Genomic DNA, 17,067 nt, shown 5'->3' on the forward strand with positions numbered 1-17,067 from the left:
CCCTACGGCTCAGACGGTCATGGTCGCTGCGGCGGCGTAGCGGTCGGCGGGGCGGGGCAGGCCCAGCAGGCCGCGCAGGGTTTCGGCCTCGTAGGCGCGGCGGAAGGCGTCGCGGCGTTGCAGTTCGGGCACGAGGCCGCGGGTGATCGCCGGGAGGTCGTGGCCCACGACGGCGGGCCGCAGCCGAAAGCCCGTCAGACCGGCTTGCGCCAACTCCTGGAGGAGATCGGCCAGTTGGGTTGGGGTACCGGTGAAGATCCGGGCGTCACTCGTGTACGGCTCACCCGCGAGCGTGTCGAGGCGCTCCCGTCGGGCCGCCGCCTCGGCCGGGTCGTCGTCGAGGAAGACCACCAGGTCGCCGAAGACGTGCAGCGGCTCGTCGGCGCGCCCGGCGGCCCGTTGCTCCGCGCGGATCTCGGCGACGATCAGGCGTGCCTGGTCGGTGTCGTGCGGGGTGACGTAGCCGATGTCGGCCTGGCGGGCCACCAGCCGGTACGGGACGGTGTCATGGGCGAGGGCGCTCACGACGGGCTGGCCCTGCGGCGGGCGGGGTGTGATGGAGGGGCCCTTGACGCTGAAGTGGCGGCCCTCGAAGTCGATGTAGTGCAGCTTGTCGCGGTCGATGAACCGGCCGGTGGCCACGTCCCGGATCTCCGCGTCGTCCTCCCAGCTGTCCCAGAGGCGGCGCACGACCTCGACGTGGTCGGCGGCCTCGTCGAACAGTTCGGTCACCAATTCCTCCGTGTCCGGGCTGTCGTAGGCCTGGATGCGCGGGATCGTACGGCGGCCGAAGTGGGCGGCCTCGTTCGGCCGGGCGGTGATCTGCACCCGGAGACCGGCGCGACCGGAGCTCACGTAGTCGAGGGTGGCGATCGCCTTGGAGATGTGGAAGGGCTCGGTGTGGGTGGCCACGACGGTCGGCACGATTCCGATGTGCCGGGTGAGAGGGGCGATCCGGGCCGCGACGAGGACGGCGTCCAGTCGGCCGCGGACCTGGTCGGTGCGCTCGTCCGGGTCCAGGAAGTGCGAGGACTGCGGGCCGAGGCCGTCCTCGATGGTCACGAAGTCGAGCAGTCCGCGCTCGGCCTCGGCGACGAGGTCGGCCCAGTATCCGGCGGTGAACACCTCGCGGGGGCGGGCGGCCGGCTCGCGCCAGGAGGCGGGGTGCCACCCGGTGCCGTCGAGGGCGACGGCGAGGTGCAGGGCGGAGAAGGGCGAGGAGGAAGGAGGAGCGGAGACAGAGGGCGAAGAAGAGGGGAAAGACGCGGATGCGGACACAGGCGGGGTGCCTTCCTAGGAAGTTCGTACGACCGTCTCGCGAGGCGTTCCCGGGCTTCGGACGGCCAGGATCGTGGAGCGGCGGCGCAGGGTGAAGCCGATGGACTCGTAGAGCCGGATGGCGGGGAGGTTGTCCGCGGCGGCGTGCAGGAAGGGTGTGTCGCCGCGTGCGCGGATGCCCGCGGCGACCGCGCGGACCAGCCGGGTGGCGAGGCCCCGGCCGCGATGGGCCGGGTCGGTGCAGACCGCGCTGATCTCCGTCCAGCCGGGCGGGTGGATGCGCTCCCCGGCCATGGCGATCAGCCGCCCCCGGTCCCGGATCCCGAGATACGTGCCCAGTTCGACGGTCCGCTTCAGGAAGGGACCCGGTCCGGTGCGGGCGACGAGGTCCAGGATCTCGGGGACGTCGTCCAGTCCGAGCCGTACCGCTTCGGGTGCGGGCTCGGCCCGTAGCGAGGTGTCCACCAGCTGGACGCCCTGTCCACCGCCGACCACCTCCCAGCCGTCCGGCACCTTGTGGACCGGTTTGATCCGTACGACGGCCCCCGCGCCGACGAGCGTACGCAGGTCGGCCCAGGCGGCCGGGTCCGCAGGGTCGGCGAGGGCGGCGAAGGCGTAGACGTCGGCCGGATAGCGGGCGGCGCTGCCGACCCGTTCGGCGAAGCGGGCGTGCGGGCCGTCGAGGGAGGTCCAGACGGCGTTGTCGAGGACGGGGATGTCGGGTACGGCGGCGGGTGCGGGCGGGGCTCCGCCTCCGTGGAGGTCGGTCTGCTGGGCCACGGAGACGGAATCCCTTCCTGATGCGAACGGTCCTAGTTCAACGGGCATGTGGCGCAGGTGACATGACTCGTCATCAGGAGTTGGTGAGCGGCAGACCCGGCGGGTTGACCTCGGACTTCTCCACGGCTTCGTTGGAGAGGTTCCAGGCCTTCAGCCACTCGGCGTACTGGCCGTTCTCGATCAGGTGGTTGATCGCGTCGGCGAGCGGCTTGGCGAGACCGCTGTCCTTCTTGGCGGTCGCGGCGATCAGGCCCTGGAGCGAGTCGCCGGCGCCGGAGAACTGGCCCGCGATACGGGTCGCCTGGGGCGTGTCGGCGGTCTTCGTCACGTGGTAGGCGAGGCTCGGGTTGGGGCCGAAGTAGGCGTCGATCTTGCCGCTGTTCAGCGCCAGGTAGAGGCTGTTGCTCTCCTGGAAGTACTTCACGGTGAGAGGCTTCTTGCCCTCCTTGGCCAGCTTGGCCTTCCACTCCAGGAGGATCTTCTCCTGGTTGGTGCCATTGCCGACGGAGACCGTTTTTCCGGCGAGGCTCTCGTAGTTCCCGTCGAAGGTCCAGGTGTCGTCCTTCTTGGTCTCGAAGGCGAGATCGTCCTTGCGGTAGGAGGCGAACTCGTACTTTTTCTTACGCTCCTCGGTGTCGGTGACGTTGGAGATGGCCACGTCGACCTTTCCGCTGTCGAGCCCGATGAACAGGTTCTCCCAGGTGGAGTTGCGCACCTCGGGTTCGAGGCCGAGGACGGCGGCGATCAGCCGGCCGAAGTCGGGCTCGGAGCCGGTGGCCGTCTTCTGGTCGCTGCCGATGTAGCCGAGCGGCGGGCTGCCGGAGGGCAGGAAGCCGATTCCGATGACGAGTTTGCCGCTCTTCTTGATGTCGGAGGGCAGTTCGGCGCTGATGGACTTCACCTCTGAGACCTTGATCTCGGTCTCCTTGGCCGCGTCGTTGGACAGCCGGCCCACGGTCACCGTTCCTGCGGTGTCGGTGGTCTTGGTGGCGGCCTCGGTCTCGCCCCCGCAGGCGGTGAGGCCGGTGGCGAGGGTGACGACGGCGGTCGCCGCGGTGATGCCGCGCAGCAGACCGCGGCGGGAGAACTGGGAGGGCATGGCTGTCCTTGTCGTTCGAATCGGGTGTGGAGAGGGGCGTGGGGGAAGTTCAGAGGACTTTGCTGAGGAAGTCCCTGGTCCGCTCGTGCCGCGGCTTGTCCAGGACCTCCGCGGGCGGGCCCTGTTCGACGATCCGGCCGTCGTCGATGAAGACGACCCGGTCGGCGATCTCCCGGGCGAAGCCGATCTCGTGGGTGACGATCACCAGCGTGGTGCCGCTGCGTGCCAAGTCCTTGATGACGGCCAGGACTTCGCCGACGAGTTCGGGGTCGAGGGCGGAGGTCGGCTCGTCGAAGAGGATGACGCCGGGGCGCAGGGCGAGAGCACGGGCGATGGCCACGCGCTGCTGCTGTCCGCCCGACAACTGCCGTGGATAGGCGGCCGCCTTGTCGGCCAGGCCGACCCGGTCCAGGAGTTCGCGGGCGAGTTCGTCGGCCTGAGCCCTGCCGAGCCTGCCGGTCGCCACCGGGGCCGCAGCAACGTTCTCCAGCACGGTCAGGTGCGGGAAGAGGTTGAAGTTCTGGAAGACGAAGCCGATGCGGCCCCGCTGGGTGAGGATGGCCCGCTCGCTCAGCTCCTTCAGGCGCTCGCCATGGCGTCGTACGCCGATCAGCTCGCCGTTGACGCTGACGTGCCCGATCTCGGGCTTCTCCAGGTGGTTGATGACTCTGAGCAGCGTGGACTTGCCGGAGCCGGACGGGCCGAGGATCACGGTGACCTCGCCAGGTCGCACGGTCAGGTCGACGCCGTCCAGGACCCGGTGGGCGCCGTACCACTTGTGCACGTCGTGCACCTCGACGGCGGCGGGCGTGGCCGGAAACGTCTCGGTGGTCATACGGCGGCCTCCCTGCGGATGCGGGCGCGCAGGTCGGTCAGGCCGCTCCGCAGCTTCTGCAACGGCGTCGGCGGCAGGGTGCGGGTGGCGCCCCGAGCGTAGTACCGCTCGACGTAGAACTGGATGACGGAGACGACACTGGTGAGGATCAGGTACCAGACGGTGACGGTCAGCAGCAGCGGCACTATGTCACCGGGGTAGGTGGCGCCCATGGTCTGCGCGGTGCCGAAGAGGTCGAGCAGCGACACGTAGAAAACCAGCGAGGTGCTCTTGATCAGGCCGATCAACTGGTTGACGTAGTTCGGGGTGATCGAGCGCAGCGCCTGCGGGAAAACGATTTTGCGGAACTGGTAGCTCTTCGGCAGCCCGAGTGCGGAGGCCGCCTCGTGCTGGCCCTGGTCGACGGAGAGGATGCCGCCGCGGACGACCTCCGCCGCGTAGGCCGCCTCGTTGAGGCTGAGGCCGATGACGGCGACGGCCATGTCGGTGGCGAGGCGCGACTCGTCGAAGGTGAAGAACGCCGGGCCGAAGGGGACGCCCAGGCTGAGCGTCTGGTACAGGGCACTGAAGTTGTAGAGGAACAGCAGGACGACGATCAGCGGGATCGAGCGCAGGGCCCAGATGTAGACCCAGCTGACCGAGCGCAGGACCGGACTTTTCGAGAGCCTGGCGAGGGCGAGCAGCACGCCGCCGAGGAGGCCCAACACCGCGCTGTATGCGGCGACTTCGAGGGTGATGAGGAGTCCGTCGAGGATGGTCGGCCGCAGGAACCAGTAGGCGAAGCGGTCCCACTGGTAGAAGGGGTTGGTGATCAGTCCGTGGACGAACTGGGCCGCGAGGACCAGCACGACCGCGGTGGCGATCCAGCGGCCGGGGCGGCGCAGCGGCAGCACCCGCTGGGCGGTGAGCTGCTTCGACGGGGTGTCGGCGGGCGGCGGTGCCTCGGTCAGGGACACGGCGGCGCCTGGGGGTTCACTCATCAAGGGCTCCGGAAGAGTGTCGAAACCCCAGGCGACGCAGGCGACTTCGGCCGTACGGCGGACGGGGACCGCTCGCCGTTCAGAGGGCACGGAAGACACACGGATGCGCACGACACCGGGGCTGGCGGAGAGAGGGCGGACCGCTGGTGCGGTGCCTCAGGGGTTCAGGGAACCGTCAGCCTCGACGGGAACGCGGCGCCGGATCGGGCCCGGGCCGCGCGCTAACGCGCGCTACACAGTGCGCTGTTGACCCGGAGCAGATCGACGGCGCGGTCGGCGCAGAGCGGCACGCAACCGTGGCGGCGCCATGCGGCCGGCCTCGGGGTTGCGTACATGTCCGTCACCATCGTTCTTCCGGCCCGGTGGGCCTCGTGCTCTTCGGGTGGCCGTAAGTAACGCAGGCCCGGCGGGCCGCTGTCAACGTCAGTCCAGTACATGGGACGCCTGTCCGTCTGTCGATACGGCCTGGTCCGGGACGTGGGAGGCCCAGTCCAGGATCTGTACGGCCGCGCCGGCCGCCTCCAGACCCTGACAATGCGCGTGGTGGCGGCGGGCGATGCCGTCGAGGTCGAGATGGGGGCCGAAGGCGGGGTGGGCGGCCAGGCGGCGCGCGTACGCCCACAGGTGCGGGTGGTCGGCGACGCGGTGTACGGCGGAGGCGTCCAGGTGCCAGCGGTGCACGGTGTCGAGCCGTACCAGGGCGACCCACAACTCGACGTCTGCGGCGGTGAGTTCGTCGCCGAGGACGTACTCCTGTCCGGCGAGCCGGGCGTCCAGCGAGCGCAGGGTGCGCAGCAGAGAGCCGAGCGCGTCGCGGCGTTCCAGGTCGTCGGCGTCGGCGCGTCCGGTGCGCTGCGCGGTGCCGTCTATGCCCTGCTCGCAGAGGCGCGCGACACCTTCGATCTCGGCCTCCGCGCCCTCCGGGTACAGCTCGGGGCGGCCGCCGCCGAAGCGCCGGGCGAGGTCGCGCATGATGTCGGGGGCGTGGGTGCTGACGATGCGTCCGGACCAGTCGTCGCTGAGCACCGGCGCCACGGCCGCTCCGGGATAGCGGTGCGCGCTCGCCTCGTACAGCGGGCGCAGCGCGGAGTGCTCACCGTTCGGGCCGTCGGGCACGGCGGGCAGGAGGGTCACGGGGCAGACGTCCGCCAGGCCGAGGAGGCTGTGGACGACGGCGATGCGCAGGGCGCCCGGACAGGACAGCGACAGATGGAGCCGGTAGCGGCGCGGCACGGCGTAGTGGCCGCTGCGCGCGTCGCAGCCGATCCGGCCCCGGAAGGAGGGCAGGGGCCGCGGCGACGGGACGGCGTTCAGCGCGTGGACGGGCATGGCGGACATGTGTCTCCCCGGGGGTTCTGGTGCGCGATCGCGCGGTGGCGCGTTACGCGGTGGAACGGTGGTTACGCGAGTACACGGACGCGCGAGCGCTGTCGCGTGCCACGTCGGCGGCTCGGGCCGGGTCAGCTCAGGGGGCTTCTCGCGCTGCAGACGCGCAGCAGATCGATGTGACGGCGGGAGGTCAGAAGGAGGGACTGCCGGCGCGTGCGCGGCACACGAGTGACCACCGGCTCCAGGCGCCCCATCATTCCCTACCTGTTCACTAGGAAATACCCCACCTGGAGTGTCGAGCCGACCACGCCACGCGTCAAGAGGGTGTCCGAGGATTGGGAGCGGCGTCCGAGGGATGGACATCGGGGGCCGACGGTCGGGCCGGCGTCCCCCAGGCACCGAGCAGCCGGTGGTCAGTCGCCGTCGCCCTTGGCGCCGAGCATCCGCTCCAGCCGGTCGAACCGCTCGTGCAGGGCGTGCGCGGTCTCGTCGCACAACTCATGGGTCTTGTGCGTGAGTTGGTGACGCTTCTGCTCCCGGCCCACGAACCAGGTGGCGATGGCGGCGGTGACCATGCCGTACGTGGTGATGCCGACGACCATGACGACCGCGCCGACGACGCGGCCCCAGAACGTCACCGGGTAGAAGTCGCCGTAGCCGACGGTCGTGGCCGTCTCGACGGACCACCACAGGGCCTTCGGGTACGAGGTCAGGTTGGCGCGCGGCGCGCCGTGTTCGGCGGCGATCACAGCCCAGGAGCCGAGGAGCATCACCACGACGAGCACGGTGGTTGCGCCGCCCGCCGCCTTCAGATGGAGGGGGCGGCCCCGGCCTTCCCGGCCGAGCAGCAGTTCGACTGCCCTGCTGAGGAATCCGGGCAGCACGCCTCACCCCTCCTTCGAGCCGGGGGGCGCCCCGGGCGGCGCCTTCGGGTCTTCGCGGCGGGCGTGGAGGGCGTGCCGGTCGAGCTCGTAGGCGACCCGGATCAGCGGGACGTGCGTGAACGCCTGCGGGAAGTTGCCCAGTTGACGGCGGGCGCGGGGGTCGTACTCCTCGGCGAGCAGCCCGACGTCGTTGCGCAGGTCCAGCAGTCGCTCGTACAGGGCGCGGGCCTCGTCCTCGCGGCCGATCAGCCGCAGGGCGTCCGCGAGCCAGAAGGAGCAGGCGAGGAAGGCACCCTCGCCGCCGACGAGGCCGTCCGGCGAGTCGGCGACGCCCGCCGAGTAGCGTGCCACGAGCCCGTCGGAGAGGAGTTCGCCCTGTACGGCCTCGATGGTGCCGATCACCCGCGGGTCGTCCGGCGGCAGGAACCCGGTCTGCGGGATCTGCAGCAGCGCGGCGTCGAGTTCGCGGGAGCCGTACGACTGGGTGAAGGTACCCCGTTCCGGGTCGAAGGCCCTCTCGCAGACCTCGCGGTGGATACGGTCGCGGACCGCACGCCATTTCTCCACCGGACCGGGGCGGGAATGTGCCTCGGCCAGCCGGACCGCCCGGTCGAAGGCGACCCAGCACATCACCTTGGAGTGCGTGTAGTGGCGCGGGGCGCCGCGCATCTCCCACAGCCCCTGGTCGGGCTCGGACCAGACCTGCTCCAGGTGTTCCAGGAAGACCGCCTGCAGGGAGATCAGGTGCTGGCGCGGGCGCAGTCCGCAGCCGATGGCCAGATGAACGGCGTCCATCACCTCGCCGGGTACGTCGAGCTGCCGCTGCCCGGCGGCCGCGTTGCCGATCCTCACCGGGCGCGACCCCTCGTAGCCCGGCAGCCAGTCGGCCTCCCACTCGGTGAGCCGCCGCTCCCCCGCGATGCCGTACATGATCTGCACGTCCTCGGGCCGCCCCGCCACCGCCCGCTCCAGCCAGCCCCGCCAGGCGTCCGCCTCGGCCTTGAAGCCGCTGCGCAGCAACGCCTCCAGCGTCATTCCCGCGTCCCGCAGCCAGCAGAAGCGGTAGTCCCAGTTCCGGACGCCCCCGATCTCCTCGGGCAGGGAGGTGGTCGGGGCGGCGACGATGCCGCCGGTCGGCTGGTACGTCAGGGCCTTGAGGGTGATCAGGGAGCGGGCGACGGCGTCGCGGTACGGCCCGTTGTACGTCAGTCTGCGCAGCCAGCGACGCCAGTACGCCTCCGTGGTGCGCAGCGCCTCGAACGCGTCCACCGCTTCCGGTGCGGGCAGATGGGAGGGGTGCCAGGTCAGCACGAAGGGGATCCGTTCGCCTGCCGTGACCGGGAAGACGGCGGTGTGGACGGTGCCGTGGGCGACCGGCCGCACGGGGGTGCGCAGCCACACCGACTCGGGCCCCGCGGTTCCCGTCAGGTGTCCGTTCCGGCGGCGCATCCAGGGCAGGACCCGGCCGTAGTCGAAGCGGAGCCGCAGGTCCATGCGCATGTCGACCGTGCCGGAGAGGCCTTCGACGATGCGTACGACGCTGGGGGCACCGGTCTTCCGGCACGGCATGAAGTCGGTGACCAGGACCTGGCCGCCGGCCGTCTCCCACTCCGTCTCCAGGATCAGCGTGTCGTCCCGGTAGCGGCGGCGGGCGTACGGGCCGTCCTCGTCCGCCGGGGCGATGCGCCAGCGGCCGTTGTCCTCGTCGCCGAGGAGGGCGGCGAAGCAGGCGGGTGAGTCGAAGCGGGGGAGGCAGAGCCAGTCGACGCTGCCGTCCTTGCCGACGAGGGCGGCGGAGAGGAGGTCGCCGATGAGGGCGTAGTCCTCGATGCGGCTGGGTTTGGCGCGGCTGGGTTTGGTGCGGGGGTCGGGGGCGGGTCCTGGCATGGGGTCAGTTTCGGGGGGTTGCGGGTTGGGGGCATGTGGGGTGGGTCGTTCGAGTTGCCGCCGTGGGAGCGTCAGTCGTCTGTCGGCCACGGGCTCCGAAGGGAGAGCCTCCAGGGCGCGGACCAGGTGTTCAATGCTGCCCCTGTGCAGGAGGCGGCCGAGGGCGGTGCGCTACGGGTGGCGGGGGACGAGGCAGGTCAGGGCTGTGCGGCCGTCGGCTGTGTTCTCCGTGGCGAGGGTGGGTCGAGGGCCTGCGGCAGCTCGGGGTGATGGGCGGCGGAGCCGGTCATGGGCCCATCACACCCGTGCGCGGGAGGACTACCCAGGGGCCACCCCGGCTACTCGGCCGAGAGGGTGACCGGGTGGTCGGGGAAGGCGGAGGCCGCGGTTCTTCATCTTCCCGACGGTCGCGGGCAACGCCACGGTAAGGGCCGCTCTCTCGCACGGTCCGAAGCTGCTCACGGCGCACGGTCATCCGGGAGCGGGACGACGGCCTTGTTCCGAGTTCCGAGTTCCAAGATCCAAGTTCCGAGTTCCGACGGCTCAACTGCGACAACGGTGAACGCCCACGGAAAGGACCGGCCCTTGAAAGCCTCGGAGATTTCCCCGACCGAGCGGATCCGCATCCTCGCGGACATCCTCTCCGGCAGGCTCACGGCGAGGGACGCCGCGCGCCGCCACGACCTCCCGGTGCGGGTCGTCCAGCAGTGGCTGCGGGAGATCCCGGTGGCCGCGCCGACGGACCGGGCGGCCCGCGCGGCCGACGACACGGCTCCTCCGCGGGCGGACCGGCGCCCGTTGCCCCGGTGCCGGGTGGTCGTCGACGAGATGGTGCAGGGGCTCGGGCTCTGATTGACCGGGCCCAAGGCCTCTTCTCCTGCGATGACGACCGCTACCCTCCCCGCCATGAAACTGCGGAACACCCGCCCCATGGACATCAGTTCGGCCCACGTCGTCGTCACCGGCGGGTCGAGCGGCATCGGCCTGGCCACGGCCCGGCTGCTGGCGGCACGCGGCGCGAAGCTCTCGCTCATCGCGCGGGGCGCGGACCGCCTGGAGACGGCGGCGAAGGAGGTGTCGGCCGCTGCGACGGACGTGCCGGCCTCGCCGAAGGGGACGTCGGCCGCCGCACAACGGATGTCGGATACCGGACAGCAGGCGCCGGTCGCCGCGCCGGTCGCCGCGCGGGCCGCCGACGTGGCCGATCGGACGGCCCTCACCCGCGCCATCGCCGAGTTGGAGGGCGAACAGGCGCAGCCCTGCGACATCCTGATCACCTCGGCGGGGCTCGCCCGCCCAGGACACTTCCTCGAACTGCCCGACGACGTCTTCCGGCAGATGATCGAGGTCGACTACTTCGGCACGCTCCACGCCATACGTGCGGTCGCCCCCGGCATGGTGGAGCGCGGGCACGGCAGCGTGGTCGCGGTGTCGTCCGCCGCCGGGCTGCTCGGCATCTTCGGCTACAGCGCGTACGGGCCGGCCAAGTTCGCCGTACGCGGGCTCATGGAGTCGGTACGGGCCGAGCTGACCCCGCGCGGGGTGCATGTCGGGGTCGTGTTCCCGCCGGACGTGGACACCCCGCAGCTCGCCGAGGAGAACCGGTGGAAGCCGCAGGAGACCCGTGTGGTCGGCGGCACGATCAAGCCCCTCACGGCGGAGAAGGTCGCCGCGGCGATCGTGAAGGGCATCGATCGGCGGCGCTTCACGATCTGCCCGGACACGGGCACCCGGGCGCTGGCACGCTTCGGCAGTGTGCTCATGCCGCTGCTCAACCGTGAGTTCGACCGCCGGGTCAGGGCGGTTCAGCGGTCGACGACGGGTACCTGATCGGCGCCGAAGGTCAGGCCGCCGCCACCCGGAAGCCGATGTTCCCGGCGGCGCTGTCGGGTGTGTTGGAGGAGCGGGCGGCCACGCGGTAGCGGTTGCAGTAGGAGGCGTGGCACATGTGGGAGCCGCCGCGCATCACCCGGGCCGGGCCGTCGGGAGGCCCCGTCGGGTCCGTGCGCGGGCCGGTGAGGTGGAAGGCCGGGCTGAACCGATCGGCGCACCACTCCCACACATTGCCGACGGTGTTGTACAGGCCGAAGCCGTTGGGCTCGAAAGCGTCGACCGGGGCCGTGGAACGGTAGCCGTCGGCGGCGGTGTTGTCGGTCGGGAAGGTGCCGCGCCAGATGTTGCAGGCATGGCGGCCGTCGGGGGCGAGTTCGTCGCCCCACGGGTAGCGCTTTTGCCGCAGGCCACCGCGGGCCGCGTACTCCCACTCGGCCTCGGTGGGCAGCCGGGTGCCCGACCAGGCGCAGTAGGCCTGCGCGTCGTTCCAGGAGACGTGCACCACCGGGTGGTCGAGGATCGCGTCGACGGAGGAACCGGGCCCCTCCGGCTGCCGCCAGGTGGCGCCCCGGACGCCGCGCCACCACGGGGTTCCGGGGACGCGCGGGGAGACTGCGCGCAGGTCGGCGGGGAGGAACCCCTCGAAGACGAAGGAGAAGTCGAAGTGTTCGGACTCGGTCACGTACCCGGTCGCGTCCACGAAGGTCGCGAACTGTTCGTTGGTGACGGTCTTCGCAGCGATACGGAACGGGCGCAACTCGACCTCACGGACCCGGCCCTCACCGTCCGCCGGGTAACCGACCTCGTCCTCGGTGCCCATCAGGAACGCCCCGCCGGGCAGCGACAGCAACCGCTCGCCGCCCTGCGTCGGCGCCGCCGGAGCCACGCCCGACGGAACATCGACCGGAACATCGGCCGGGCCACCGAGCGGCCCGGCCACCGGCTCGCGGCCGGGAGCGCAGCAAGGCCTGTCGTGTGACATCGCGCTGTCCTCAGGAAGGAAGGGTGGTGTGGTGGTGTCGCTGGTGTGGTGGCGTCGTTGGTTTGGGGCGCGGCCTGCAGAGTAGCCCGAGGCTCGCCCCCAACGCCCGGCCGAGGCATTCCAGATACCAGCACCATGTGACATAGTACTGGCGTGACCGAGCGACTGACCTGCGACGTCGTGGTTGTCGGAGCGGGAATGGTGGGCGCGGCGTGCGCCCTGTACGCGGCCCGGGCGGGTCTGAGCGTCGCCGTGGTGGACCGTGGCCCGGTGGCCGGCGGCACGACCGGCGCCGGTGAGGGCAACCTCCTGGTCTCCGACAAGGAGCCTGGCCCCGAGCTCGAACTCGCCCTGCTGTCCAACCGCTTGTGGGCGGAGCTGGCGGCAGAGCCGGGCCTGGGCGCTGCGTTCGAGTACGAGCAGAAGGGCGGGGTCGTCGTCGCCTCCGCGCCGGAAGGACTCGCCGCGCTCGAACGGTTCGCGGCAGGGCAACGCGCCGCCGGGGTCGAGGCGGTGACCGTCCCCGCACACCGACTCCCGGACCTCGAACCACACTTGGCGCCCCATCTCGTGGGCGGCGTGCACTACCCGCAGGACGCCCAGGTCATGCCCACCCTGGCCGCCGCCCATCTCGTACGGGCCTCCGGCGCCCGACTGCTCACCGGCCGGACCGTGATCGAGGTGCTGCGCACACCGGACGGTGCCGTACGCGGCGTACGGACCGACCGGGGCGACATCCACACCCCGGCTGTCGTGAACGCCGCCGGGACCTGGGGCGGCGATCTGGCCGCGCTCGCCGGAGTCACCCTCCCCGTCCTCCCCCGGCGCGGCTTCGTCCTCGTCACCGAACCGCTGCCGCCGATGGTGCGGCACAAGGTGTACGCCGCCGACTACGTGGCCGACGTGGCCAGCGACTCGGCGGTGCTCCAGACCTCCCCGGTCGTCGAGGGCACGGCCGCCGGGCCCGTGCTGATCGGCGCGAGCCGCGAACGGGTCGGCTTCGACCGGTCGTTCTCGCTGCCGGTCGTACGGGCGCTGGCGGCGGGCGCGACCCGGCTGTTCCCGTTCCTGGAGGGAGTGCGCGCGATGCGGACGTACGTCGGCTTCCGGCCGTACATGCCCGACCATCTGCCGGCGATCGGTCCGGACCCGCGGGTCCCGGGCCTGTTCCACGCCTGCGGCCACGAGGGCGCCGGGATCGGGCTCGCCACCGGCACCGGGCAGCTGATCGCCCAGGCACTCGGCGGCAGGACGCCCGATCTGGACCTCACGCCGTTCCGCCCGGACCGGTTCGAAGAGTACGAGGGGGACGCGACGTGAACCCGCTGGAGCTGGCGCGGGCAGAACCGGGGCCCGCCTTCACCGTCACCCTCGACGGCCGTGAAATGGAGGCACTGCCCGGCCAGACGGTCGCGGCCGCCCTCTGGGCCGTCGGGGTCACGTCCTGGCGCACCACCCGGGGCGAGGGCCGGCCACGCGGGATCTTCTGCGGCATCGGCGTGTGCTTCGACTGCCTGGTCACCGTCAACGACCGCCCCAACCAGCGGGCTTGTCTGGTTCCGGTCCGACCGGGCGACGCGATCCGCACCCAGGAGGGGACGGGCCATGAGCACTGACCGCCCGACACGGGCGGCGAGCCCGCACGTTGCGGAGGGCACCGACGCCCCACGCTCCGGCCTCCCCCACCTCGCGGTCGTCGGCGCGGGCCCGGCCGGCCTCGCCGCGGCACTGGTGGCGGCCGAACAGGGCGTACGGGTCACTGTGATCGATGCCGCGCAGGAACCCGGCGGCCAGTTCTACCGGCAGCCCGCGGCCGGGCTCGGCGCGCGACGCCCGCAGTCCCTGCACCACCAGTGGCGTACCTGGCAGCGGCTGCGCGACGGCCTGGAACGGCATGTCTCCGCCGGGCGCGTCACCCACCTCCCGGACCACCATGTGTGGTGCGTGGAGCGGCGGTCCGACGACCCCCGGCGCTTCACCGTCCACGCCCTGCTCGGCCCCGACCAGGAGGCACCCGTCGAGGTGCGCGCGGACGCCGTCCTCCTCGCGACCGGCGGCTACGAGAAGGTACTGCCCTTCCCCGGCTGGACCCTGCCGGGTGTGGTCACCGCCGGGGGCGCGCAGGCCATGCTGAAGGGCGGGCTCGTGGTGTCCGGCGGTACGGCGGTCGTCTCCGGGACCGGTCCGCTGCTGCTGCCGGTGGCGACCGGGCTCGCGGCGGCGGGCGTCACGGTGGCCGCACTGGTCGAGTCCGCGGACCCCAAGGCCTTGACTCGGCGGGCCGGAGCGCTGGTGGGCCGGGCGGACAAGCTCGCCGAAGGAGCCGGATACGCGGTGGAGTTGCTGCGCCGCAGGGTGCGCACCCTCATGCGCCATACCGTCGTCGAGGCGCACGGTAGCGACCGGTTGGTGGCCGTGACCGTCGCCGCGCTCGACGCCGAGGGGCGCGTCCGGCCCGGCACCGAGCGGCGTATCCCCTGCGACACGCTCGCCGTCGGGCACGGCATGCTTCCGCACACCGACCTCGCCGAGGCACTCGGCTGCCGCGTCGAGTCCGCCGGGATGCGCGTGTGGGTCGACGACGAGCAGCGCACCGATGTGCCGGGTGTCTGGGCGGCGGGCGAGACCACCGGGATCGGCGGCGCGTCCCTCTCCCTCGCCGAGGGGCACATCGCCGGCCGGTCGGCGGCCGCCTGCCTCCAGGGCCGGGTTCCGGACCCGGGCGAGTGGGCGGAGGCCGCCAAGTCCCGTGAAGAACTACGGGGGTTCTTCGCCGTACTCGACGCCGTGTACGTTCCGCCGACGCACTGGACCGAGCAGGTCACCGATGACACCGTCGTCTGCCGGTGCGAGGAGGTCACCGCCGGAGCCGTCCGCCAGGCCGTCGGGGAACTGGGCGCCGGGGACGTCCGGACGGTGAAGCTGCTCACCCGTGCCGGGATGGGCTGGTGTCAGGGTCGGATGTGCGGGCCGGCGGTCGCTGGGATCGCCGGTTGCGCGGAGACCGTGGCCCGGCGGCCGTTCGCGCGACCGGTGCCGCTGGGCGTGCTGGCCCGGGCGGGAGAGGCAGGAAGGACCGAGGACGACGATGACGCCACGCCGTAAGCCCCATAAGACCCATGCACGGCACTCGTAGACCCATGCACGGCACTCGCAAGGCACCAACCCGCACTCGAAAGACCCTTCGCCGCCAGTAATATGTCACACCCCATTGAGAGGGAATCCGAGATGACCACCACCGAGAACCGTCCCTGGCGCGGCGTCCTCGTCGCCACCGCGCTCCCCCTCCGCGACGATCTCTCCGTAGACCACGACAAGTACGCCGAGCACTGCGCCTGGCTGGTCGAGAACGGCTGTGACGGTGTCGTGCCGAACGGCTCCCTCGGCGAGTACCAGGTGCTGACGCCCGAGGAGCGCGCCAAGGTCGTCGAGACGGCCGTCGCCGCGATCGGCGGCGCACGGGTGATGCCCGGGGTCGCCGCGTACGGGTCCGCCGAGTCCCGGCGCTGGGCCGAGCAGGCGCGGGACGCGGGCTGCGCCTCGGTGATGCTGCTGCCGCCGAACGCGTACCGCGCCGACGAGCGGTCGGTGCTCGCGCACTACGCGGAGGTCGCGAAGGCGGGCGTCCCGGTCGTGGCGTACAACAACCCGATCGACACCAAGGTCGACCTCGTCCCCGAACTGCTCGCCAAGCTGCACGGCGAGGGATGCATCCGGGCCGTGAAGGAGTTCTCCGGCGATGTCCGCCGGGCGTACCGGCTCGCCGAACTCGCCCCGGAACTCGATCTGTTGATCGGCGCGGACGACGTGCTGCTGGAGCTGGCGCTGGCGGGCGCGAAGGGCTGGGTGGCCGGCTATCCGAACGCGCTGCCCGCCGCGACGGTCGAGCTGTACCACGCGGCGGTGGACGGCGACCTCGCGACGGCGAAGGGGTTGTACGCGCAGTTGCACCCGCTGCTGCGCTGGGACTCGAAGGTCGAGTTCGTGCAGGCCATCAAGTTGTCGATGGACATCGTGGGCCGGCACGGGGGACGCTGCCGTCCGCCTCGGGTGGAGCTGCTGCCGGAGCAGGAGGCCGTGATCCGGGCGGCCACCGAGAAGGCCGTCGCGGCGGGGCTCGCGTAACCCGCGCGAAAAGGAGACGGAAGGAGACCGGATCATGCGCAGCAAACTCGTCCTGCACGCCGTCGACTCGCACACCGAGGGCATGCCCACCCGGGTGATCACCGGCGGGATCGGCACGATCCCCGGCGCGACCATGAACGAACGCCGACTGTGGTTCCGTGAACACCGCGACGACGTCAAGCAGTTGCTGATGAACGAGCCGCGCGGCCACGCGGCGATGAGCGGCGCGATCCTCCAGCCGCCGACCCGCCCCGACTGCGACTACGGCGTCGTCTACATCGAGGTCTCCGGCTATCTGCCCATGTGCGGCCACGGCACGATCGGGGTCGCGACCGTGCTCGTCGAGACCGGCATGGTCGAGGTCGTCGAGCCGGTCACCACCATCCGACTCGACACCCCGGCGGGCCTCGTCGTGGCCGAGGTGGCGGTGGAGGACGGCGCGGCCAAGGCGGTCACCCTGCAGAACGTGCCGTCGTTCTCCGTCGGCCTCGACCGTAAAATCGCACTCGCCGACGGGCGGACGGTGACATATGACCTCGCGTACGGCGGCAACTTCTACGCCATCGTGCCGCTGGAGCAGTTCGGACTGCCCTTCGACCGCGACCGCAAGGACGACATCCTGCGGGCGGGCCTCGCCCTGATGGAGGCCGTCAACACCGAGGGGGAGCCGGTCCACCCGGAGGACCCGTCGATCCACGGCCTGCACCACGTCCACCTGTACGCCCCCGGCGCCACCGCCCGGCACTCACGCCACGCGATGGCCATCCACCCCGGCTGGTTCGACCGCTCGCCCTGCGGAACGGGCACCAGCGCGCGCATGGCGCAGCTGCACGCGCGGGGCGAACTCCCGCTGCACACCGAGTTCGTGAACGAGTCCTTCATCGGCACCCGGTTCACGGGGCGGCTGCTCGGCGAGACCGAGGTGGCCGGTGTCCCGGCCGTGCTGCCCAGCTTCACCGGCCGCGCCTGGATCACCGGCACCGCCCAGTATCTGCTCGACCCGTCCGACCCGTTCCCGTCCGGATTCGTCCTCTAGGATTCCGGGACTTCAGGAC

General features: G+C 71.6%; 16 protein-coding genes. 7 read left to right on the top strand and 9 right to left on the bottom strand.

All coding sequences use genetic code 11. The annotated features are described in order from the left end of the window. Positions 1 to 9: 9 nt before the first annotated feature. The 8 genes from ACFU53_RS14830 to ACFU53_RS14865 form a co-directional block, all read right to left on the bottom strand. Positions 10 to 1,278 carry an LLM class flavin-dependent oxidoreductase gene (locus ACFU53_RS14830; protein WP_383991043.1) on the bottom strand — a complete coding sequence of 423 codons (1,269 nt, stop codon included), beginning with the start codon at positions 1,276 to 1,278 and terminating at the stop codon, positions 10 to 12. A gap of 15 nt (positions 1,279 to 1,293) precedes the next feature. Further along, positions 1,294 to 2,058, bottom strand: a complete 765-nt coding sequence (locus tag ACFU53_RS14835) for a GNAT family N-acetyltransferase (protein WP_383991046.1) — start codon at positions 2,056 to 2,058, stop codon at positions 1,294 to 1,296. A gap of 73 nt (positions 2,059 to 2,131) precedes the next feature. Continuing rightward, positions 2,132 to 3,157 (bottom strand): transporter substrate-binding domain-containing protein, encoded by a 1,026-nt coding sequence (locus ACFU53_RS14840; protein ID WP_383991049.1) that lies wholly within the window; start codon positions 3,155 to 3,157, stop codon positions 2,132 to 2,134. 49 nt (positions 3,158 to 3,206) lie between these two features. Further along, positions 3,207 to 3,992 carry an amino acid ABC transporter ATP-binding protein gene (locus ACFU53_RS14845; protein WP_383991052.1) on the bottom strand — a complete coding sequence of 262 codons (786 nt, stop codon included), beginning with the start codon at positions 3,990 to 3,992 and terminating at the stop codon, positions 3,207 to 3,209. Continuing rightward, entirely contained in the window at positions 3,989 to 4,972 is a 984-nt protein-coding gene (locus tag ACFU53_RS14850) for an amino acid ABC transporter permease (protein WP_383991055.1), read from the bottom strand. Before ACFU53_RS14850 ends, ACFU53_RS14845 begins: the two co-directional genes overlap by 4 nt. Positions 4,973 to 5,395: 423 nt before the next feature. Then, complete coding sequence (locus tag ACFU53_RS14855) at positions 5,396 to 6,310, bottom strand: glutathione S-transferase C-terminal domain-containing protein (RefSeq protein ID WP_383991057.1); 915 nt, start codon at positions 6,308 to 6,310, stop codon at positions 5,396 to 5,398. A gap of 404 nt (positions 6,311 to 6,714) precedes the next feature. Next, the gene (locus ACFU53_RS14860; RefSeq protein WP_383991060.1) at positions 6,715 to 7,185 is read right to left on the bottom strand and encodes a potassium channel family protein; all 471 of its coding nucleotides are present in this window, start codon (positions 7,183 to 7,185) and stop codon (positions 6,715 to 6,717) included. Between the two features lie 3 nt (positions 7,186 to 7,188). Next, positions 7,189 to 9,072 (bottom strand): glycoside hydrolase family 15 protein, encoded by a 1,884-nt coding sequence (locus tag ACFU53_RS14865; protein WP_383991063.1) that lies wholly within the window; start codon positions 9,070 to 9,072, stop codon positions 7,189 to 7,191. A 585-nt stretch (positions 9,073 to 9,657) separates the two neighbouring features. Between ACFU53_RS14865 and ACFU53_RS14870 the strand changes: the two genes are divergently transcribed. Then, entirely contained in the window at positions 9,658 to 9,924 is a 267-nt protein-coding gene (locus ACFU53_RS14870) for a hypothetical protein (RefSeq protein WP_383991065.1), read from the top strand. Between the two features lie 54 nt (positions 9,925 to 9,978). Beyond that, the gene (locus tag ACFU53_RS14875; RefSeq protein ID WP_383991068.1) at positions 9,979 to 10,902 is read left to right on the top strand and encodes an SDR family oxidoreductase; all 924 of its coding nucleotides are present in this window, start codon (positions 9,979 to 9,981) and stop codon (positions 10,900 to 10,902) included. A 13-nt stretch (positions 10,903 to 10,915) separates the two neighbouring features. On the opposite strand, the gene ACFU53_RS14880 is transcribed toward ACFU53_RS14875, so the two are convergent. Beyond that, positions 10,916 to 11,887, bottom strand: coding sequence for a formylglycine-generating enzyme family protein (locus ACFU53_RS14880; protein WP_383991071.1), 972 nt, complete (start codon positions 11,885 to 11,887; stop codon positions 10,916 to 10,918). A gap of 153 nt (positions 11,888 to 12,040) precedes the next feature. On the opposite strand from ACFU53_RS14880, the gene ACFU53_RS14885 reads away from it, so the two are divergent. The 5 genes from ACFU53_RS14885 (at position 12,041) to ACFU53_RS14905 (ending at position 17,048) form a co-directional block, all read left to right on the top strand. After that, on the top strand, positions 12,041 to 13,207 hold the full coding sequence (locus ACFU53_RS14885) for an NAD(P)/FAD-dependent oxidoreductase (RefSeq protein ID WP_383991074.1): 1,167 nt from the start codon (positions 12,041 to 12,043) through the stop codon (positions 13,205 to 13,207). Continuing rightward, entirely contained in the window at positions 13,204 to 13,503 is a 300-nt protein-coding gene (locus ACFU53_RS14890; RefSeq protein WP_383991077.1) for a (2Fe-2S)-binding protein, read from the top strand. The genes ACFU53_RS14885 and ACFU53_RS14890 overlap by 4 nt, the downstream gene beginning before the upstream one ends. Next, positions 13,493 to 14,992, top strand: coding sequence for an NAD(P)/FAD-dependent oxidoreductase (locus ACFU53_RS14895; RefSeq protein WP_383991080.1), 1,500 nt, complete (start codon positions 13,493 to 13,495; stop codon positions 14,990 to 14,992). The genes ACFU53_RS14890 and ACFU53_RS14895 overlap by 11 nt, the downstream gene beginning before the upstream one ends. Before the next feature lie 123 nt (positions 14,993 to 15,115). After that, positions 15,116 to 16,012 (top strand): dihydrodipicolinate synthase family protein, encoded by an 897-nt coding sequence (locus ACFU53_RS14900; protein ID WP_383991083.1) that lies wholly within the window; start codon positions 15,116 to 15,118, stop codon positions 16,010 to 16,012. A 34-nt stretch (positions 16,013 to 16,046) separates the two neighbouring features. Beyond that, positions 16,047 to 17,048: a proline racemase family protein gene (locus ACFU53_RS14905; RefSeq protein WP_383991086.1), complete on the top strand. Its 1,002-nt coding sequence runs from the start codon at positions 16,047 to 16,049 to the stop codon at positions 17,046 to 17,048. Positions 17,049 to 17,067 lie beyond the last annotated feature (19 nt).

Source organism: Streptomyces sp. NPDC057474 (assembly GCF_042802555.1).
Taxonomy (GTDB): Bacteria; Actinomycetota; Actinomycetes; order Streptomycetales; family Streptomycetaceae; genus Streptomyces.